Here is a 20340-nt window from a genome sequence, read left to right as displayed (position 1 = left end):
AGTCCCTTTCTATTTCCCCCGGCGCGCTCTATGTCCGCGCCTCACCTGTGTATCGCCGGAGTATTGCGATGAGACCGGATGTCGAGGCCATGAAGGCCGACATCGAGCAGAGCGTCGCTCTGCTCAGGAGGCGTCTTTGACTGGGATGTCGCCGTCAGAAAGCTCGATGAGCTGAACGCCCGGGTCGAGGACCCGACCCTGTGGGACAAGCCCGACGAGGCCCAGGCCGTCAGTCGCGAGCGCGCCCAGCTCGAAGGCAAGATCAACACCGTCAAGGAGATGGTCCGCGACCTGGAGGACGGCGTCATGCTGTCCGAAATGGCCGACGAGGAGGGCGACGAAGCCACCCTCGAGGAGGCCCGCGCCCAGCTTAAGGCCATCAAGGACCGCGCCGCCCGCGCCGAGCTGGAAGCCCTGCTGTCCGGCGAGGCCGACGGCAATGACGCCTGGCTGGAAGTGAACTCCGGCGCCGGCGGCACCGAGTCGAACGACTGGGCCGGCATGCTGCTGCGCATGTACACCCGCTGGGCCAAGGCCCACGGCTATGAGGTCGAGATCGAGGCCCTGGAAGACGGCGAACAGGCGGGGGTCAAGTCGGCGACGGTCCTGATCACCGGCCCCAACGCCTATGGCTGGCTGAAGTCGGAATCGGGCGTCCACCGCCTGGTCCGCATCAGCCCCTATGACGCCGCCGCCAAGCGCCACACGTCGTTCGCCTCCATCGGGGTGTCGCCGGTCGTCGACGACACCATCGAGATCGAGATCAACCCTTCGGACGTGCGCACCGACACCTATCGGGCGTCCGGCGCGGGCGGTCAGCACATCAACAAGACCGACTCGGCTGTGCGCCTGACGCACATCCCGACCAATACCGTCGTGTCCTGCCAGACCGGCCGCTCCCAGCACCAGAACCGTGACTCGGCCTGGAAGATGCTGCGCGGCCGCCTTTACGAGTTGGAACTGCAGAAGCGCGAGGCCGCGGCCCAGGCCCTGGCCGACGCCAAGACCGACATCGGCTGGGGGCACCAGATCCGCTCCTACGTCCTGCAGCCCTATCAGATGGTCAAGGACCTGCGCACCGAGGTTGAGACCTCGGACACCGCCGGCGTCCTCGACGGTGACCTCGACGCCTTCATGGGCGCGGCGTTGGCCCAGCGGGTCGGCGAGACCCGCGGATCGACTGTGGACTAGGGCGCCGTGGCCGGTTCACCGCCGGCCTGCACCCGCGCCTCGATCAGTTCCGGTCGCCCGGGCTGATCGGCGCGCGGGGTCATGGCGACAAGCTGCTGGAAGTACGCACGCGCCTTCGCGGCGTCGCCCGCCTGCGTCGCGGCCTTGGCCGCGCCGTACAGCGACCAGAAGCGATTGGGCTCCTGAACCAGCGAGGCCTCGAACGCCTCCAGCGCCTCGGCCGGCTGCTTCTGCTCCAGCAGCATCTGGCCCAGCATCTCTCTCGCCGGAGCCAGCGCGCCTGGGGTGACTGAAGCCAACTGGGTGCTGTCCTCAAGGTCCGCCGCCGCCCGCATCCCCGCCAGCGCTTCCGGGACGCGCCCATCCGAGAGGGCCAGGGTCGCCGCCACCGCCCGCCGCTGGATGTCGGTCTGCTGCGCCCAATAGGTCTCGCCCTGACCGGACAGCCTGTCGTGGATCTCGTCCAGCGACCCGATCGCCGCCCGCGCGCCGGCGCCGTCGTTCAGATGAGCGGCGCCGAGACCCTTGGCGAACCAGGTGATCGAGTCGGCATAGGGGAAGCGGCTGGTTACGGGCTCGAGCGCCGCCGCCTGCGCCCAGTCCCGGCGCTCCAGGGCGTCGCGGGCGGGTATCGCGGCGCGGGCGTAGAAGGCCGCGGAGGCCGGGGCCGCCCCGTTGGCGGCGGTCGGATCGAAACGCGTGAACACCCGGGCGGCGGTTTCGACCAGTTCGGCTGCAGCCCGGTCCTGTCCCGTCTGCAGATAGCCGTAGATCATGTAGTCGCTGGCGTGCAGCTCGTCGGCGGGCTGGCCGGCGGCGCGCGCCGAGGCGGCCGAGGCGATGTTGGTGTCGATCGACGCCTGCCAGTCGCCGATCCGGGTGAAGGTGTGCGACGGCATGTGCAGGGCGTGGGGCGTCGAGGGCGCGATCGCGCCGTACCGTCGGGCGGCCTCGGCGGCGCGCGACGCCAGGGCGGGCTCGTCATAGGCGTGGATGATGTAGTGGGCGAGCCCCGGGTGATCCGGATAGCGGGCGAACAGCCCTTCCAGGATCGCGCCGGCCTTCAGCTGCTTCGCATAGGTCTTGTCGGAGGGATCGGCGGCGGCGGCAAGGGCCAGGGCGTAGAAGATGCTGGCCTCGTCGTCGTCGGGCCAGTCGGCCGCGACCCGCTCCATCGCCTGCTCATAGGCCAGCGCGCGAGAGGACTGGTCCAGCCGGTCGGCGTCGACATACAGCCGGGCCACGGCCTCGATATAGGCCTTCTCGCGCGGCGTCCCGGTCCCCAGCGCGCGCGCCGCCGTGACCGCGTTCAGCCCCTGCGCCAGCTGGGCGGGCGACTTGAAGCCGGCGAACGGGTTGCTCCAGCTGCTCAGGGCGACGCCCCACCAGGCCATGGCGCAATCGGGATCCGCTTCCAGCACGGACCGATAGCCGGCGATCGCGGGCCCGAACTGGAAGGAATGCATCAGGGCGACGGCGCGATCGAAGCGCGGCTGGGCCGCCGCGTTGCAGGAGGTCTCGAAGCTCACGCTGCCGAGGCGTTCCATGGCGGCGTGGTCATGGCGGGTCTCGTCATGAGGCGGTGTCTGCGCCCGCGCGCCGGTGGCGCCAAGGGCGGTCAGGAACGCTGTAGCCAGAATGATCCCGGATCTCATGGCGGCTTCCTGCTTCGACGGCAGGACCATACCGCCGTTGTCCCGGGCCGCAAGCCGCTCGGCCGCTTACTCCCGGGCCCTGGCTGCGGCGTCCAGCATGCGGATGGCCGAGACCTCGGCGGCGTCGGCCGTCATCTTCAGCTTCGCCTCGGGCGGATCGACGGCCTCGACATAGCCGTCCACGGCCTTGGGATCGAGCGGGTCGACGATGAGGGGCGTCTCGGCGGGGAGGGGCGGCTCGACAGGCTTGGTCATGGCATCAAACCCGCCGCGCCCGTGGCTGTTCCTCGATGGCGCCGACGTCTCGGCGGCCGCCCCAAACAGAAAGGGCCCGGATCGCTCCGGGCCCTTTGCAATTTGGGACCTCTGCGCTGTCCGAAGTCTGCCCGGCGAGGACATTGCGGCGGTCCCGCGCGCCACACGGCCCCAACCTTCGCGTTACATTACGACTGCATTACGATGTGTCGCTCTGTGTCCGGCTTTCGTTGCAAGGCATTCGCAGTCGCATTACCCACCCGGCAGCGAATGCTTCGCAACAACGCGCGTTGAGCCTGTGCCTCTTCGCCGCCGGGGATCTCCAAATGACCAAACCGACCACTGCGCGGGCTGACCGCGCACGCCTTCTGTCCATCCTGCTGGCCTCGACCGCCGTCGCTGCGGCCTCGCCCGTGCTGGCGCAGCAATCTGAAACCCAGTCTACTTCGGTCGCCGACGTCGACATCTACGGCCATCGCGACAATGGCTATCGCGCCACCGCCACGACCACCGCGACGAAGACCGCGACGGCGCTGATCGATACGCCGCAGGCCGTGACCGTCGTCACCCGCGACCAGATCAATGACCAGGCCCTGATCAGCATGAACGACGTCGTGCGCTATGTGCCCGGCGCCTCCTACGCCCAGGGCGAGGGCAACCGCGACACCCTGGTGCTGCGCGGCATTTCGAACACCGCCGACTTCTTCACCGACGGCGTGCGCGACGACACCCAGTACTACCGCGACTTCTACAACATCGAGCGCGTCGAGATCCTGAACGGTCCGAACGCCATGACCTTCGGCCGGGGCGGTCCGGGCGGGGTGGTCAACCGCGTCACCCGTCAGGCGGGCTGGGGCGTCGACAGCCAGCTTCGCGTGGAAGCCGGTTCCGACAGCTTCTATCGCGGCACGGGCGACTACAACTATGTCGTCAACGATGGTCTCGCCGTCCGGCTGACCGGCCTCTACGAGAACTCCGACAGCTACCGCGACGGCGTCGAGTTCGAGAAGTTCGGCCTCAACCCGACCGCCACCGTGCGGCTGAAGGACGGCACTGTCGTCCAGCTGGGCTATGAGCATTTCGAGGACCGCCGCATCGCCGACCGGGGCGTTCCCGCCAACGCCGGCGGCACGCTCGCCAACCCGGCCAAACCGCTGGAAGGCTATACCCACACCTTCTTCGGCGATCCGCGCCAGAGCCCGACCGACACCGACATCGACGCCTTCTCGGCCATGGTCGAGCACCGCTTCGGCAACGGCCTGACCCTGCGCAACCGCACCCGCATCGCCGACTACGACAAGTTCTACCAGAACGTCTTCCCGGGCGCCGTCAACGCCGTGGCCCAGACCGTGGCCATCAGCGGCTACAACACCGCCACCCAGCGCCAGAACCTCTTCAACCAGACGGACCTGATCTACAAACTCCAGGCGGGCGGCATGACGCACACCCTGCTGGCGGGCGCGGAGTTCGGCCGTCAGGAGACCGAGAACCTGCGCCAGACGGCCTTCTTCACCGGCGGCGTCACCACGATCAACGCCCCTCTGTCGAACCCGACGGTCAATGTGCCGATCACTTGGGCCCAGAACGCCACGGACGCCTCCAACAAGGGCACGGCCAAGATCGCCGCCGCCTATGTGCAGGACCAGATCGAGCTGACCTCGCAGCTGCAACTGCTGCTCGGCCTGCGCTTCGACAGCTTCAAGGTCGACACCCTGAACCGCCGCACCAACGTCAGCTTCTCCGCGACCGATGACCTGTGGTCGCCGCGGGTGGGCCTCGTCTACAAGCCGATCGACAACCTGGCGGTCTATGGCAGCTATTCGAAGACGTATCTGCCGCGTTCGGGCGAGCAACTGGCCTCCCTGTCGGCGACGACCGCCGCCCTGAAGCCCGAAGAGTTCGACAACTACGAGCTCGGCGCCAAGTGGGACGTCAGCCCGGCCCTGAGCTTCACCGCCGCCGTCTATCAGCTGGACCGCAAGAATGTGGTCGTGCCCGATCCGTCCAACCCGGCCGTGTCGATCCTGGTCGACGGCCAGCGTTCGAAGGGCGTCGAGATCGGCGGCCGCGGCCAGATCACGCCGGAGTGGAGCATCGTCGGCGCCTATACCCACATCGAGGCCGAGATCACCAAGGCCCAGTCGGCTACGGTCCTCGCCGGAAACCGCCTCGCCAACGTCGCCGAGGACAGCGCCTCCCTGTGGAACCGCTACGACTTCACGCCGAAGTTCGGCGCCGGTCTGGGTGTGATCTGGCAGGGCGACCGCTTCGCCGCGACGGACAACACCCAGGTCCTGCCCAGCTTCACCCGTGTCGACGCCGCCCTCTACTACGCGGTCAATGACAAGGTGGACGTGCAGCTGAACGTCGAGAACCTGTTCGACGAGGCCTATTTCGCCTCGGCCAACTCGAACAACAACATCACCCCCGGTTCGCCCCGCGCCTTCCGCGTGGCCCTGACCAGCCGGTTCTGATGGGTTGAGGCCTTCTCCCGACGGGGAAGGAGGCCTTGGGGGCCTCACGGAGAGCGAGGCCGCCGCGCGGTCTCGCTCTTCCTGCCGGGGCGGCGGGCGGCCCGATGCCTGACGCTCAAACAGAAAGGGCCCGGATCGCTCCGGGCCCTTTTGCTTTTCAGCCTGTCGCCAGTCCTCAGAAGCTGGGGATCTGGGGCTTGTCTTCGGGCAGCGGCGGGGCACTGAAGGCGTCGGCGGCCGGAGCGGGCGTCGGGGCGGGCGCGACCGGGGCGACGACCGGAGCCTGCGGGCGGCTCTGCAGGACGCGGCCCTGGAAGTAGGCGCCGATGTCGATCGACAGCTGTTCGGCGGTGATGTCGCCGTCCACATAGGCGGTCGAGACCAGCTTGACCTGCTTGCCGGCGACGCCGCCGACGATGCGGCCGCGAACCTCGAGGTAGTCGGCGCTGACATTGCCCTCGACGGCGCCGGTCTCGCCGACGATCAGGCGGCCGACGCGGATGTCGCCCTTGACCGCGCCGTCGACCTGCAGGTCGCCGCCGCCGTTGATGGCGCCCTCGAACTGGAGGTCCGACGACAGGGTCGACAGGCCGCGCGACGAGATCGACGGGGCGGGAGCCGGGGTAGGGGCGCTGGTCATGGGACGTCCTGGCGAGGGCAGATCCGGCAGCGGCGGGATCGGCGCGGGTGTCGGCCGGGTCTGGCCGGGAGCGGGCGTGGCGGGCTTAGTCTTGTTGAACAAGTTGGTCTCCTGCTCTGAGGAAGCGGGCTGGATTCTGGGCGCGGCCGTTGACCCACACTTCGTAGTGCAGATGAACGCCCGTGGAGCGGCCGGTGGTTCCCATCGCGCCGATGCGCTGGCCGAGCGCGATCGGCTGGCCGGGCTTGACGGCGATGGAGTTCAGATGGGCGAACCGGGTCTTGAAACCGTGCCCATGGTCTATCTCAACGGTGTTGCCATACCCTGAACGAACGCCCGTGAAAGAGATGACGCCGGGCGCCGTCGCATAGATGGGGGTGTTCAGCGGGGCCGCGAAGTCCTGACCCTGATGCAGGGCGGGGCGGCCGTTGAAGGGATCGAAGCGCACGCCGAAGCCCGAGGTGGTGCGGGCCTGGGTCGGACGGGCGAAGGGCAGGCCGTCGGCGACGTCGCTGAGCTGGCGCATGTCGGTCAGATTGTCGGCGGCGTGGCGGATGCGGACGGCGAAGCCCTCGTCGACGTCGAGGATGGCGGCGAGCGCGCGCGGGTCCTTGGCCTCGACCAGAGGACCGCCGAGGCCGGCGCCCTGGACCACATAGGCGGCGGGGTTCAGGCCGGCGAGGCGGAAGGCGAGGCGCAGACGTTCCGCGCGGGTCTGGGCGAAGGCCTCGGCCTTGGCGATCAGCCGGTCCTGATCCAGCCGCACGGCCATGACGCGCTGGGCGGGCGAGTGGTTGGCGGCGCCCAGCGGGGCGGCGGGCTTCAGCGCGGCCGTGGCGCCCGGCACGCCCTGGAACATGGACATGACGCCGGTCAGGGCCGCGTGACGGTGCTCGACCATCTGGGCCATCTCGTCCAGCGAGCCGTTGGTCGCCGACATCCGCACCACGGCGGTCTCCAGACGGGCCTGAAGGTCGGCGTTGGCGCGTTCGGAGGCGGCGCGGGCGCGCTGCACCTGGCTGTCGGCCTGGGTGCGGGCGATCATGTCGAAGAGGAAGCCGCCCGAGGCGACCAGGGTCCAGCCAACGGCGATGGCGGCAACGCTGGCCATGATCGACTGGCGCGCCGTGGTCAGCACATAGCCCCGGACCTCGCCGTTGCTCTCACGCAGATAGAGACAACGTTCGGGGAATAGGCGTTCGATCAAGGAGCGCCTGACCACCCCTGTATCTTCCTGCATTGTAATCACGCCCCCACGCTTACGGACGTACTTATTCCGGAACAGAGGCAGGACGGCAACAGCGTTCACGCATTGTTAACCATCATTGTGCGCCGCAACGCCCGAAACGAATCTGTACACGGCCTAGATTCGCGCCTTTGGGGTATTGTTGCAGGCTCGCGATCTGCTTGCGGGACCGAGGTCAGGCCGAACGGAGTTCCTTGGCGGCGTCCAGCACCGCGGCGGCGTGGCCCTTGACCGAGACCTTGCGCCATGTGCGCTGCACAATGCCATCCGCGTCGATCAGGAAGGTGGCGCGCTCGATGCCCATATAGACGCGGCCATAGAGGGTCTTCTCGCCCCAGACGCCGTAGGTCTCCGTCACCACGCCGGTCTCGTCGGAGCCGAGGATGACGCCGAGCGCGGCCTTGGTCTTGAAGCGGTCCAGCTTCTTCACCGGGTCGCGGGAGACGCCGATGACCACGGCGTTCGCGGCGGCGAACTCATCGCCGAGGGCGGTGAAGTCCTGGCCCTCGGTCGTGCAGCCGGGGGTGTCGGCCTTGGGGTAGAAATAGAGGACCACGGTCTTCCCCTTCAGCCCCGCAAGCGAGACGGAGCCGCCGCCGTCCACCTGCAGGTCGAACGCAGGCGCTTGCTGGCCTTCGGTGATGTCGGTCATTGGCGGCGGCTCCGGGCTCAGACGGGTTTGACCAGGACGATCTTCTTCTTGCCGGCGGCCAGCTTGATCACCCCGTCGGCGTTGACGTCGGAGGCCTCGATCAGGCGGGCGCCGTCGGCGATGGCTTCGTCATTCAGGCGCAGACCGCCGCCCTGGGCCAGACGGCGGGCCTCGCCGTTGGAGGAGCTGAGGCCGGCCTTGGTCAGGACCGCCGCGATCATGGCTCCGATGACTTCGGCGGAGGGCAGTTCGACGGTCGGCAGGTCCGCCGACAGCTGGCCCTTCTCGAAGGCGCTCTCGGCGGCCGCGCGGGCGGTCGCGGCGGCCTCGGCCCCGTGCAGCAGGGTGGTGGCGGCGTCGGCGAGCGCCTTCTTGGCGTCGTTGATGGCGGCGCCTTCCAGCGCCTCCAGACGGGCGATCTCGTCCAGCGGCAGGTCGGTGAACAGGCGCATGAACTTGCCCACGTCGCCGTCCTCGGCGTTGCGCCAGAACTGCCAGTAGTCGTAGGGGCTCAGCTGTTCGGCGTTCAGCCAGACCGCCCCTTGAGCCGTCTTGCCCATCTTGCCGCCCGAGGCCGTGGTCAGCAGGGGGGTGGTCAGGCCGAAGGCCGACTTCTGGTCCACGCGGCGCACCAGATCGACGCCCGAGACGATGTTGCCCCACTGGTCCGACCCGCCCATCTGAAGCGTGACGTTGTGGCGGCGGTTCAGCTCCAGGAAGTCCACCGACTGCATCAGCATGTAGTTGAACTCGAGGAAGCTCATCGGCTGCTCGCGCTCAAGCCGCAGCTTGACCGAGTCGAAGGCCAGCATGCGGTTGACCGTGAAGTGGGTCCCGTACTCGCGCAGGAACTGGATGTAGCCGTACTCCGACAGCCAGTCGTCGTTGTTGATCAGGATGGCGTCGGTGGGGCCGTCGCCGAAGGTCAGGAAGACCTCGAACACCGACTTGATGGAGGCGATGTTGGCGGCGATGTCGGCGTCGGTCAGGTGGGGGCGCGAGGTGTCGCGGCCGGTCGGGTCGCCGACCTTGGTGGTGCCGCCGCCGATGATGACCACGGGCTTGCCGCCCGCCTGCTGCAGCCGGCGCAGCATCATCACCGAGATCAGGTTGCCGACGTGGAGGCTCTTCGCCGTCGCGTCGAAGCCGACATAGCCGACCACGATCCCGGCGGCGGCCGCCGCATCCAGCTCGGCCGGATGGGTCACCTGATGGATGTAGCCGCGGTCTTGCAGCGTCTTGAGGAAGTCGGACTTGAAGGGCGTATCGGTCATGGCGGTTCCGTTAGCAGGGAGGCCGACGGGCGTCATCCGTTTCCGGAGGGGGCGCGCCGCCGGCGAGGGCGGCGCGTGGGTTCGCGGCCGCTCGCTAGCTCAGCGAGCGGTAATAGAGGCCGGTGCGGGCGAGGCGTGCGAACATCCAGACAGCTAAGGCGAAGGCGGCCGGCGGGTCAAGCGTTTGACGCCGCCGCGACGCGCGCTATCGAGGAGGGATGGTCCTTGAACGCACGCTCCTCCCGCATCCCGGCACGACCGCCGCCGGCCTCGGCAACGTCAGCGTTGAGGTCGATTGGGAAGGGCGGTCCTTCATCTCCGTGACCTTCCGCGTCTCTGGCTTCGCCGGCGGCGTCTTCCTGCCGGCCGTGAAAGCGCCGGAGCGTCGGGACGAGCTCTGGATGCGCACCTGCTGCGAGGTCTTCGCCCGACGTCGCCCCGATGACTACGTCGAGTTCAACCTGTCCCCATCGGGCGATTGGGCCGCCTACGCCTTCTCCGGCTACCGCGCCGGCATGCGCAACTTCCCTGTGTCCGCCCCTGACATCAGGGTGGTCCCCAAGGATGAGGGGTTTGAGTTGACCGCCATGATCCCGTGGAGCGATTGGCCGCATGTCGAGGCCATCGGCCTGTCGGTCGTGGTCGAGGCGACCGACGGCTCCAAAACCTATTGGGCCCTAACCCACCCGTCGGATATGCCCGACTTCCACCATGCGGACTCGTTCGCTCTGATCTCCCCCGCCCTGGAGCACCCATGAAGTTCGGCATCGACCGCCTGCTGTCCGACCCCGCCCTTCAGGCCGAGCTGAAGGGGCGGCGCGTGGCGTTGCTGGCCCATCCGGCCTCGGTGACGGCGGACCTGACCCACTCCATCGACGCCCTGGCCGCCCTGCCGGACATCAGGCTGACGGCCGCCTTCGGGCCGCAGCACGGGATGAAGGGCGACCTGCAGGACAATATGATGGAGACGCCGGACGAGACCGATCCGGTCCACGGCATCCCCGTCTTCAGCCTGTACGGAGAGGTGCGCCGCCCGTCGGGCCAGTCGATGACCACCTTCGACGTCATCCTGATCGACCTGCAGGACGTCGGCTGCCGTATCTACACCTTCGTGACGACCCTGCTGTACGTGCTGGAGGCCGCGGCCGAGCACGGCAAGACGGTCTGGGTGCTGGACCGGCCCAACCCGGCGGGGCGTCCGGTCGAGGGGCTGACGCTGCGTCCGGGCTGGGAGAGCTTCGTCGGGGCCGGGCTCATGCCCATGCGGCACGGCATGACCCTGGGCGAGATGGGCCTGTGGTTCATCGACCACTTCGGGCTGAAGGTCGACTACCGCGTCATCGAGATGGAGGGCTGGGAGCCGGAGCAGGGCCCCGGCTACGGCTGGCCGCTGAGCGAGCGTAGCTGGATCAACCCCAGCCCCAACGCCCCCAATGTCTCCATGGTCCGGGCCTATGCCGGCACCGTCATGCTGGAGGGGGCGACCCTGTCGGAGGGGCGCGGCACGACCCGTCCGCTGGAGCTGTTCGGGGCCCCCGACATCGTGGCCCGCGACGTCATCGCCGAGATGCGGCGCCTCGCGCCCGAGTGGCTGGAGGGCTGCGTTCTCAGGGACTGCTGGTTCCAGCCGACCTTCCACAAGCACGTCGGCCAGCTCTGCAACGGGGTCCAGATCCATGTGGACGACCCGCACTATGACCATGCCGCCTTCAAGCCATGGCGGGTCCAGGCCCTGGCCTTCAAGGCGGTGCGCAACCTCTATCCGGACTACGACCTGTGGCGCGACTTCCCCTATGAGTACGCCTTCGGCAAGCTGCCGATCGACACCATCAACGGCGGTCCGGCGCTGCGGGAGTGGGTCGATGACCGCAACGCCACGGCGGCCGATCTGGACGCCCTGACCCTGCCGGACGAGGCGGCCTGGGAAGCGGCGCGGAAGCCCTTCCTGCTCTATTGAGCCAGCTCTCCAATCGGTGGCTGGGCGTCGCCTGCGGGGTCGGCGCCGGGGCGATGTGGGGCATGGTCTTCCTCGCGCCCAAGGCCACGCCGGACGCCTCTCCGGCCCTGATGGCGGCCGGGCGTTACCTCGCCTACGGCCTGATCGCGGCGGTGCTGGTGGCCCCGCGCTGGAAGCGTCTGACGGCCCTGCTGACCGGCGAGGCCTGGCGGGCGCTGGTGCTGCTGAGCGTGCTGGGGAACCTGCTCTACTACGCCCTGCTGGTCGTGGCGGTGCACTGGGCCGGGGTTTCTGCCAGCGCCCTGATCGTCGGGATGGTGCCCGTGGTGGTGGCCCTGTGGGGGCTGCGCGAGCCGGGCGCCGCGCCGCTGGGGCGGATCGCCCCGGCCCTCGCGCTGGCCGTCATCGCCGTGGTCCTGATCGGGCATGAGGCCTCGCATGGGGCGCCTGACGCTTCTGGGGCCGGGGAGGGGACGCGACCCCTGTGGAGCAGCCTGGTCGGCCTCGTTTGCGCCATCGCGGCCCTGCTGTCCTGGTCCGCCTATGCGGTGTTCAACAGCCGCTGGCTGGATCGGCTGCCGCAGGTCTCGGCCCATGACTGGTCGTTGCTGACCGGGGTGGTGACGGGCGGCCTGTCGCTGGGGCTGGCGGTGCTGGCCCTGTTCGATCCGCCGCACTGGGCGGTCAGCGACTGGGGCCTGTTCGCGGGCGTTTCGGCCGCCGTGGCCTTCGGCGCCTCCATCGTCGGCAACGCCTTCTGGAACCGCGCCAGCCGCCTGCTGCCCATGACCCTGATGGGCCAGATGATCGTCTTCGAGACCCTGTTCGCCCTGGCCTACGGCTTCCTTCTGGCCCGGCGCGGCCCGACCCTGCTGGAGGGGCTCGCCGTCGTCCTGATGGTCGCCAGCGTCCTGCTCAGCGTCCGGGCGCATGGGTCTGAGGTGGAGGCCGAACGGTAGGTTTTGCACTCGAAAAAAGCGGGTGCAAAAAGTGCAATTCTGAAGGTCAAAGTTCAGGTTTGGTTTGTAAGTTACTGAATCTGAAAGATCGATATCGCGAAAAGGATTTGCACTCGGCTTGCACTCAGGGTGCGGGGCGCGGCGGGATGTCAAAGACCGGGGACTGAAAATCTAACCCGGTTTTGGCGCGTGCTGAGCCGAATGGCTGATCGCGCGGGAAACGCGCGGCGGATCAATCGATTGAGCAGCGACCATAGGCGCGTTCGAGTCCCTCTCCCGGAGGGAGAGGGAGGGACCCGCGAACGGAGTGAGTGGGAGGGTGAGGGGTTCTGTCGCTCACCGGTGAGGGGCATGACCCCTCACCCTTTCGCACAAGGACGACGGCTGCGCCGCCGTGTGCTCAAGCCCTCTCCCTGTGGGAGAGGGTTGCTGAACTCAGGCCGGGTTCTCTTCCAGGCGCTTGTCCAGATAGAGACCGACGCGGCGGTCGACGGCGTCCATGTGGTTTTGCCAGAAGTGGCTGGCGCCGTCCTCCAGCTCATAGTCGATGACGATGCCCTTCTGGGTGCGCAGCTTGTTGACCACGCGCTCGACCTCGACCGGCGGGACGATGCTGTCGGCCGTTCCGTGCAGGAACAGGCCCGAGGCCGGGCAGGGGGCGAGGAAGGAGAAGTCGTACATGTTCGACGGCGGCGAGACGGAGATGAAGCCGTCGGTCTCGGGCCGGCGCATCAGCAGCTGCATGCCGATATAGGCGCCGAACTGATAGCCGGCGACCCAGGTCTGGGTGGCGGCGGGGTTGTTGGCCTGCAGCCAGTCCAGCGCCGTGGCCGCGTCGGCCAGTTCGCCGATGCCCGAATCGAACTCGCCCTGGGACTTGCCCACGCCGCGCGAATTGTAGCGCAGGGTCGCGAAGCCACGCTTCTGGAACAGCTGGTACAGCGTCACCGCCACCGGGTTGTTCATATGGCCGCCGGCCTTGGGGTGCGGATGCAGGATCAGGGCGATCGGGGCATTGGCGCGCTTGCCCGGGGAATAGCGGCCTTCGATACGACCGGAGGCGCCGGGCAGGATGACTTCAGGCATGAGGCTCTGGAATCCGTTCACATATGTCGTTTCGGCGGCATGAATACTTGACCGCTGCAGTAGGACTTTCTAAGTCCCCCGTGCGCGCCGCCGCCTTGCAGAAGGCGCGGGTCTTAGCACAGGACCCCCGAAAAGCGCGAGAATTTTGAGGGTGCGCAATGCGTCTGTCGACCAAGGGACGATACGCCGTGATGGCGATGGCCGATCTGGCGAAGAACAGCCGGGCGGATGACGGCGCCGCGCGCGCGGTTTCGCTGGCCGAGATCGCGCAAAGGCAAGAGATTTCGCTGAGTTATCTTGAACAGCTGTTCGCTCGACTGAGGAAGGGCGGACTGGTCCAGAGCGTGCGCGGACCCGGCGGCGGCTATCGGCTGGCCAGGGGGGCGCATGAGACGGTCGTCGCTGACATCGTCCTGGCGGTCGACGAGCCGATCCGGGCGACCCGCTGCGTCGGCCATTCCTCGCCCAAGGGCTGCATGATGGCCGGTGAGCGCTGCATCACCCACAATCTGTGGGAAGACCTCGGCGACGAGATCCACCGCTACCTGGCCGGCGTCTCGCTGGAAGACGTGGTGATGAACCGCACGGGCGCGCGGCGTCGGGATGCTGAAGCCGTGATCGTGGTGGAGGAGGCCGCATGAGCGTCTACCTCGACTACAACGCCTCGGGGCTGATCCGGCCGGAAGTGCTGGAGGTGATGACCGGCATCCTGGCCGAGGGTGGCAACGCCTCGGCGGTGCATGCCCTGGGCCGCAAGGCGCGGGCGCGGATCGAGACGGCGCGGGCCCAGGTCGGCGCCCTGGTCGGCGCCGATCCGACGGCGGTGATCTTCTCCTCGGGCGGCACTGAATCCAATGGTCAGGGTCTGGCCAGTGCTCTGGCGGCCGGCTGCGAGCGGCTGATCGTCAGCGCGACCGAGCACCCCTGCATCCTCGAGGCCGCGGTGGCGTCCGGAAAGCCGGTCAAGATGCTGCCGGTGGACACCAACGGCGTGATCCAGCTGGGCAAGCTGTCCGAGCTGCTGCGCCTGCCCGGCAAGGCCGTGGTGGCCATCCACCATGCGAACAATGAGAGCGGGGTCATCCAGCCCATCGCCGCGGCCGCCCGGATCGTGCGCGAGGCCGGCGGCTGGTTGCACGTCGACGCGGTGCAGTCGGCGGGCAAGATCCCGGTCGATATGCGCAGCCTCGGCGCCGACAGCCTGACCCTCTCGGCGCACAAGCTGGGCGGGCCCCAGGGCGTGGGCGCCCTGATCATGGGCGCGGGCCGGTCGGCGGTGGCCGTCGTCCACGGCGCCGGTCAGGAGCGCGGCATGCGCGGCGGCACCGAGAATGTCGCGGGCGTGGCCGGTTTCGGCGTGGCGGCGGAAAGCGCCCTGCGCGACCTTCCCCTGGTCGAGGCGCACCGGCCCTGGCGCGACGCCGCCGAGATCGTGGTCCGCGACGCGGGGGCGACGATCATCGGCGCCGGTGTCGAGCGCCTGCCCAACACCCTGTTCATGGCCGTCGCCGACTGGGACAGCCCGCAGCAGGTGATCACCCTGGACCTGGCCGGGATCATGGCCTCGGGCGGGTCGGCCTGCTCCTCGGGCAAGACCAAACCCTCGCGCGCCATCCTGGCCACGGGCCGCGCCGACCTGTCGACCGGAGGCGTGCGCGCCTCGGGCGGCTGGACCACCACCGAAGATGACTGGATCCGTTTCGCGACGACCTGGGCCGAGGCCTGGCGCCGTCAGCGCGAGCGGATCGCCGAGCGTAGCAAGAGGGAGGTCGCGTAATGGCCGCCGTTCAGGAAACCATCGACGCGGTCGCCGCGCTGGAGAAGTACGAGCACGGCTTCACCTCCGACATCGAACAGGAGTTCGCGCCGCGTGGCCTCAATGCCGATATCGTCCGCTTTATCAGTGAGAAGAAGGGCGAACCTGAGTGGATGCTTGAATGGCGTCTCGCCGCCTACGAGCGCTGGCAGGCCATGGAGGAGCCGACCTGGGCCTCGGTGAAGTACGAGCCGGTCGACTACCAGTCGCTGTTCTACTACGCCGCGCCGAAGAAGAAGGACGGGCCGAAGTCGCTGGACGAGGTCGATCCCGAACTGCTGGCCGTCTACGCCAAGCTGGGCATTCCGCTGAACGAACAGGCGGTGCTGGCAGGGGTCGAGGGCGCGCCGAAGTATGCCGTGGACGCGGTCTTCGACAGCGTCAGCGTGGTCACCACCTTCAAGGCCGAGCTGGCCAAGGTCGGGGTGATTTTCATGCCGATTTCCGAGGCCTTGCGCGAATATCCTGATCTGGTGCGTCAGTATCTGGGATCAGTGGTGCCGGTCTCGGACAACTATTTCGCGGCGCTGAACAGCGCGGTCTTTTCCGATGGGTCGTTCGTCTACATTCCGCCGGGCGTGCGCTGCCCGATGGAGCTGTCGACCTATTTCCGGATCAACGCCAGCCAGACCGGCCAGTTCGAACGCACCCTGATCATCGCCGACAAGGGCAGCTACGTTTCCTACCTCGAAGGCTGCACGGCGCCGATGCGCGACGAGAACCAGCTGCATGCGGCGGTGGTCGAGATCGTCGCCCTGGATGACGCCGAGGTGAAATACTCGACCGTCCAGAACTGGTACCCCGGCGACGCCGAAGGCAAGGGCGGCATCTACAACTTCGTGACCAAGCGCGCCGACTGCCGCGGCGACCGGTCGAAGGTGTCGTGGACCCAGGTCGAGACCGGTTCGGCCGTGACGTGGAAATACCCGTCCTGCATCCTCAAGGGCGAGGAGAGCTCGGGCGAGTTCTATTCGATCGCCATCACCAACGGACATCAGCAGGCCGACACCGGCACCAAGATGATCCATCTGGGCAAGAACTCGAAGTCGCGGATCATCGCCAAGGCGGTGTCGGCGGGCAAGTCGGACTCGACCTATCGCGGTCTGGTCTCGGTGCATCCCAAGGCGACGGGGGTGCGCAACTTCACCCAGTGCGACTCCTTGCTGATCGGCAAGGACTGCGGCTCGCACACCGTGCCCTATATCGAGGCGCGCAACGGCTCGGCCCAGCTGGAGCATGAGGCGACGACGACGCGCCTGTCGGACGACCAGCTCTTCTACGCCCAGCAGCGCGGCCTGTCGCAGGAGGAGGCCGTGGCGCTTCTGGTCAACGGCTTCGTCCGCGACGTCATGCAGAAGCTGCCGATGGAGTTCGCCGTCGAGGCCCAGAAGCTGGTGGCGATCTCGCTGGAAGGGAGCGTGGGGTGACGTTGTCTCCGCGCGAACAGATGGCGCTTGAAGACTGGACGCAGGAAGGCGCTTTCACGGGAAGTGATGGGCGCTCGGTGCGTTGCTACGACGACGTCGTGCTGGCGCGCACAATCCCGGTGGACGGCGGAGTCCGGACCGATGTCGATGAGGTGCCGCCGGGGACTGTGGGAACGGTCCTGTTCTACTCCACCGGCCCGGTCGGCGTCGCTCAACTCGAGTGCTACGTCGGCGAAGATGCTTTCACCTTTGGCTACGAGGAGCTCTCGAAGCTGAAGCTCCATATGACGAACGAAGAGAAATACCCGCGTTGACCCTCTCCATCTCCAACCTCCACGTCTCCGTCGGCGAAAAGCCGATCCTCAAGGGGCTGACGCTCGATGTGCCCGCGGGCGAGGTGCACGCCATCATGGGGCCGAACGGGGCGGGCAAGTCGACGCTGGGCTATGCGCTGTCGGGCCGTCCGGGCTATGAGGCGACCGAAGGCTCGGTCCAGTGGAACGGCGAGGACATGCTGGCGCTGGAGCCGGCCGAGCGCGCCGCGAAAGGCGTCTTCCTGTCCTTCCAGTATCCGGTCGAGATCCCGGGCGTGCCGGCCATGACCTTCGTGCGCACGGCCCTGAACGCCCAGAAGCGCGCGCGGGGCGAGGCCGAGGTCTCGGCGCCCGAGTTCCTGAAGCTGGTCAAGGCGGCCTCGGCGACGCTGAAGATGAATTTCGATATGCTGAAGCGGCCGCTCAACGTCGGCTTCTCGGGCGGCGAGAAGAAGCGGATGGAGATCCTGCAGATGGCTCTGCTGGAGCCTAGCTTGCTTATCCTCGACGAAACCGATTCCGGCCTCGACATCGACGCCCTGCGCATCGTGTCGGAGGGGGTGAACGCCCTGCGCAGCCCCGACCGCTCGATGCTGGTCATCACCCACTATCAGCGGCTGCTCGACTACATCAAACCCGACCGGGTGCACGTCCTGGCCGCCGGCCGCATCGTGGCCTCGGGCGGACCCGAACTGGCGCTCAAGCTGGAAGCGGAGGGCTACGACCAGTACCTGCCGCCCGTTCCCGAGATTGCCGCTTGACCGCCCTGGACATCACCGACGCCTCCACCTTCCCCTCGCGGCGGACGGAGGCGTGGAAATACAGTGATCTGCGCCGGGTTCTGAAGGAAGCGCCTGAGCCGTCGCCGAGTGGGGTCCTGACGGGGCCGGGGGCCTTCTTCGACCTGGGTGGGGACGCCATCGTCTTCGTCAACGGGGTGGCGGTGGGCGTGGACGCCTTCGTGGCCTCGGGCGAGCAGACGCTGAGGCTGCGCTTCATCTCCGACGCCACCGACCCGGCGCAGGTCGGGACCGGCCATGCGACGGCGGTTCAGGTCGCGGCCCGGGCCGGATCGAAGCTGCTGCTGCTGGAGACCCATGAGGGCCGCGGCGGAGCCTATGTGGCCCATAACCGGCTGACCCTCGATGTCGCCGAGGGCGCCGAGGTGACCCGCATCGTTCTGGTCGAGGAGCCGGCGGACGCCATCTCGGTGACCGAGGCCCAGGTGAAGGTCGCCCCGGGCGGTCTCTATCGCCAGACCATCGTGGCCACGGGCGCGAAGCTGCAGCGGCTGGAGACCCATGTCGCCCACGGGGCCGAGGGCGCCGATGTGCGTCTGGACGGCCTCTATGCCCTGACCGGCGCGCGGCACACGGACCTGACCTCGGTCGTCGACCATCTGGCCGCCGACGGCCAGACCTCGCAGCTGACCAAGGGCGTGGTGCGCGATACGGCGCGCGGCGTCTTCCAGGGCAAGATCGTCGTCGAGCGCGGCGCGGACGGCACCGATGCGCGGATGGGCCACCACGCCCTGATCCTGGGCGAACGGGCCGAGATCGACGCCAAGCCTGAGCTGATCATCTATGCCGACGACGTCCAGTGCGCCCACGGCAATACGGTCGGCAATCTGGACGAAAGCGCCCTGTTCTACATGCAGCAGCGCGGCATTCCGCTGGACGAGGCCCGGGCGCTTCTGACCCAGGCCTTCCTGATCGAGGTCGTGGACCGGATCGAACACGAACAGGCGCGGGAGGTGGTCCGGTCATGGCTGACGGAACGCCTCTGATCATGACGGCTTTTGACCCCTACGCCGCGCGCGCCCAGTTCCCGATCCTGTCGCGGACGGTGAACGGCAAGCCGCTGGTCTATCTGGACAACGCCGCCTCGGCCCAGAAGCCGCGGGCGGTGATCGACAATCTGGTCGCCCAGATGGAGGGCAGCTACGCCAACGTCCACCGCGGTCTGCACACCCTGTCGAACGAGGCGACCGACGCCTTCGAGGCGGCGCGCGAGACCGTGGCGCGGTATCTGAACGCCCCGTCGCCCGAGACCATCGTCTGGACCAAGGGCGGGACCGAGGCGATCAATCTGGTCGCCAACGGCATCGGCCTGTCCATCGAGCCGGGCGACGAGATCATCGTTTCGGAGATGGAGCACCACTCCAACATCGTGCCCTGGCATCTGCTGCGCGAGCGGCGCGGGGCGGTGCTGAAGTGGATCCCGGTGCTGCCGGACGGGTCGCTGGACATGGCGGCCTATGCCGAACTGCTGGGGCCGAAGACGCGGATGGTCGCGGTCACCCATATGTCGAACGTGCTGGGGACCATCAATCCGGTCGCCGAGATCACCCGACTGGCCCACGCCGCCGGGGCGCGCGTCCTGATCGACGGCTGTCAGGGGGCGGTGCACGCCGCGCCGGACGTCCAGGCCATCGGCTGCGACTTCTATGTGGTCACGGGCCACAAACTCTATGCCCCGACCGGCATCGGCGCCCTGTACGGGACCGCCGAGGCGCTGGAGAGCCTGCCGCCCTATCAGGGCGGGGGCGAGATGATCGAGACGGTCGAGCGCGACCGGATCACCTACGCCAAACCCCCGCACCGGTTCGAGGCGGGCACCCCGCCGATCATCGAGGCCATCGGCCTGGGGGCGGCGCTGGAATGGCTGTCGGGCTTCGACCGGGCGGCGATCGCGGCGCACGAGCACGCGCTTTACCAGCACGCGGTCGCACGGCTGGAGGGGCTGAACTGGCTGCGGATTCTGGGGCAGGCCGAAGGGAAGGGGGCCATCCTCGCCTTCACCGTCGCCGACGCGCACGCCCACGACATCGCCCAGATCATGGACCGCTACGGCGTCGCCGTGCGCGCGGGCCTGCACTGCGCCGAGCCGCTGGCGAAAAGAATGGGTGTGACCTCGAGCACCCGCGCCAGCTTCGCCCTATATAATACCGTGGAGGATACGGATGCCTTCGTGGATGCGCTGATCAAGGCGCGCGAGTTCTTTGTGTGATGACCGAGCCGACTGAAACCGACGCCTTCGCAGCCGCCTGGGACGAGCCCCAGAAGAGCGCCCTGTCGCAGGCCGAACTGAACAAGCTGACCGACGACCTGATCGAGGCGTTGAAGACCGTTTATGACCCGGAAATTCCGGTCGACATCTATGAGCTGGGCCTGATCTACAAGGTCGACGTCAACGACGACCGCGACGTGATCATCGACATGACCCTGACGGCGCCGGGCTGTCCGGTGGCCGGCGAGATGCCGGGCTGGGTCGAGGACGCGGTGACCAAGGTCGACGGGGTGAAGTCGGCCAAGGCCAATCTGGTGTTCGATCCGCCGTGGGATTCCTCCAAGATGAGCGACGAGGCCAAGCTGGCCTTGAACATGTTCTGAGA

At 68.0% G+C, this 20340-nt stretch carries 20 protein-coding genes; 13 read left to right on the top strand and 7 right to left on the bottom strand.

Going from position 1 to position 20340, the window contains the following annotated elements; translation table 11 throughout:
• The first annotated feature begins 68 nt into the window (after positions 1-68).
• Positions 69-1191 (top strand): peptide chain release factor 2 gene (gene prfB / locus ACW172_RS19125; protein WP_492032970.1). Its coding sequence is split into 2 segments (ribosomal slippage): positions 69-137 and positions 139-1191, totalling 1122 coding nucleotides; the frame shifts between segments, so codons are not numbered across the junction.
• On the opposite strand, the gene ACW172_RS19120 is transcribed toward prfB, so the two are convergent.
• Both ACW172_RS19120 and ACW172_RS19115 read right to left on the bottom strand, forming a co-directional pair.
• A complete protein-coding gene (locus ACW172_RS19120; RefSeq protein ID WP_492032969.1) occupies positions 1188-2846 on the bottom strand; it encodes a tetratricopeptide repeat protein in 1659 nt (552 codons plus the stop codon). The genes prfB and ACW172_RS19120 overlap by 4 nt on opposite strands.
• Before the next feature lie 66 nt (positions 2847-2912).
• Positions 2913-3101, bottom strand: a complete 189-nt coding sequence (locus ACW172_RS19115; RefSeq protein ID WP_492032968.1) for a hypothetical protein — start codon at positions 3099-3101, stop codon at positions 2913-2915.
• 326 nt (positions 3102-3427) lie between these two features.
• Between ACW172_RS19115 and ACW172_RS19110 the strand changes: the two genes are divergently transcribed.
• Positions 3428-5575, top strand: coding sequence for a TonB-dependent receptor (locus ACW172_RS19110; protein ID WP_492032967.1), 2148 nt, complete (start codon positions 3428-3430; stop codon positions 5573-5575).
• A 175-nt stretch (positions 5576-5750) separates the two neighbouring features.
• Here ACW172_RS19110 and ACW172_RS19105 read toward each other — a convergent pair whose 3' ends face one another.
• From ACW172_RS19105 to tyrS, 4 genes are all read right to left on the bottom strand, one after another.
• Positions 5751-6317, bottom strand: coding sequence for a bactofilin family protein (locus ACW172_RS19105; RefSeq protein WP_492032966.1), 567 nt, complete (start codon positions 6315-6317; stop codon positions 5751-5753).
• Complete coding sequence (locus ACW172_RS19100) at positions 6301-7455, bottom strand: M23 family metallopeptidase (RefSeq protein WP_492032965.1); 1155 nt, start codon at positions 7453-7455, stop codon at positions 6301-6303. Before ACW172_RS19100 ends, ACW172_RS19105 begins: the two co-directional genes overlap by 17 nt.
• A gap of 181 nt (positions 7456-7636) precedes the next feature.
• The gene (gene bcp, locus ACW172_RS19095) at positions 7637-8113 is read right to left on the bottom strand and encodes a thioredoxin-dependent thiol peroxidase (protein WP_492032964.1); all 477 of its coding nucleotides are present in this window, start codon (positions 8111-8113) and stop codon (positions 7637-7639) included.
• A 17-nt stretch (positions 8114-8130) separates the two neighbouring features.
• Positions 8131-9387 (bottom strand): tyrosine--tRNA ligase, encoded by a 1257-nt coding sequence (gene tyrS, locus ACW172_RS19090; RefSeq protein ID WP_492032963.1) that lies wholly within the window; start codon positions 9385-9387, stop codon positions 8131-8133.
• A 218-nt stretch (positions 9388-9605) separates the two neighbouring features.
• Between tyrS and ACW172_RS19085 the strand changes: the two genes are divergently transcribed.
• From ACW172_RS19085 to ACW172_RS19075, 3 genes are read left to right on the top strand one after another with little or no spacing between them, the layout of a single operon-like run.
• Positions 9606-10145: a DOMON-like domain-containing protein gene (locus ACW172_RS19085; protein ID WP_492032962.1), complete on the top strand. Its 540-nt coding sequence runs from the start codon at positions 9606-9608 to the stop codon at positions 10143-10145.
• Entirely contained in the window at positions 10142-11344 is a 1203-nt protein-coding gene (locus ACW172_RS19080; RefSeq protein WP_492032961.1) for an exo-beta-N-acetylmuramidase NamZ family protein, read from the top strand. The genes ACW172_RS19085 and ACW172_RS19080 overlap by 4 nt, the downstream gene beginning before the upstream one ends.
• Positions 11341-12303, top strand: coding sequence for a DMT family transporter (locus ACW172_RS19075; protein ID WP_492032960.1), 963 nt, complete (start codon positions 11341-11343; stop codon positions 12301-12303). The genes ACW172_RS19080 and ACW172_RS19075 overlap by 4 nt, the downstream gene beginning before the upstream one ends.
• 435 nt (positions 12304-12738) lie before the next feature.
• On the opposite strand, the gene ACW172_RS19070 is transcribed toward ACW172_RS19075, so the two are convergent.
• A complete protein-coding gene (locus ACW172_RS19070) occupies positions 12739-13389 on the bottom strand; it encodes an alpha/beta hydrolase (protein WP_492032959.1) in 651 nt (216 codons plus the stop codon).
• Positions 13390-13547: 158 nt separating this feature from the next.
• Between ACW172_RS19070 and ACW172_RS19065 the strand changes: the two genes are divergently transcribed.
• The 8 genes from ACW172_RS19065 to ACW172_RS19030 are packed head-to-tail and all read left to right on the top strand — an operon-like array spanning position 13548 to position 20338.
• Positions 13548-14030 (top strand): Rrf2 family transcriptional regulator, encoded by a 483-nt coding sequence (locus ACW172_RS19065; protein ID WP_492032958.1) that lies wholly within the window; start codon positions 13548-13550, stop codon positions 14028-14030.
• Positions 14027-15166 (top strand): cysteine desulfurase family protein, encoded by a 1140-nt coding sequence (locus ACW172_RS19060; protein WP_492032957.1) that lies wholly within the window; start codon positions 14027-14029, stop codon positions 15164-15166. Before ACW172_RS19065 ends, ACW172_RS19060 begins: the two co-directional genes overlap by 4 nt.
• Complete coding sequence (gene sufB / locus ACW172_RS19055) at positions 15166-16632, top strand: Fe-S cluster assembly protein SufB (RefSeq protein ID WP_492032956.1); 1467 nt, start codon at positions 15166-15168, stop codon at positions 16630-16632. The genes ACW172_RS19060 and sufB overlap by 1 nt, the downstream gene beginning before the upstream one ends.
• A complete protein-coding gene (locus ACW172_RS19050) occupies positions 16629-16946 on the top strand; it encodes a hypothetical protein (RefSeq protein WP_492032955.1) in 318 nt (105 codons plus the stop codon). Before sufB ends, ACW172_RS19050 begins: the two co-directional genes overlap by 4 nt.
• Entirely contained in the window at positions 16943-17707 is a 765-nt protein-coding gene (gene sufC, locus ACW172_RS19045; RefSeq protein ID WP_492032954.1) for a Fe-S cluster assembly ATPase SufC, read from the top strand. Before ACW172_RS19050 ends, sufC begins: the two co-directional genes overlap by 4 nt.
• Positions 17704-18732: a Fe-S cluster assembly protein SufD gene (gene sufD, locus ACW172_RS19040; RefSeq protein WP_492032953.1), complete on the top strand. Its 1029-nt coding sequence runs from the start codon at positions 17704-17706 to the stop codon at positions 18730-18732. The genes sufC and sufD overlap by 4 nt, the downstream gene beginning before the upstream one ends.
• Positions 18733-18734: 2 nt before the next feature.
• A complete protein-coding gene (locus tag ACW172_RS19035) occupies positions 18735-19955 on the top strand; it encodes an aminotransferase class V-fold PLP-dependent enzyme (protein ID WP_492032952.1) in 1221 nt (406 codons plus the stop codon).
• Positions 19955-20338, top strand: a complete 384-nt coding sequence (locus ACW172_RS19030) for an SUF system Fe-S cluster assembly protein (RefSeq protein ID WP_492032951.1) — start codon at positions 19955-19957, stop codon at positions 20336-20338. Before ACW172_RS19035 ends, ACW172_RS19030 begins: the two co-directional genes overlap by 1 nt.
• Positions 20339-20340 lie beyond the last annotated feature (2 nt).

It is taken from the genome of Brevundimonas sp. ALps5, assembly GCF_058681645.1.
The sequence above is the reverse complement of the archived record's forward strand: the minus strand, read 5'-3'. Positions and strand labels throughout refer to the sequence as shown.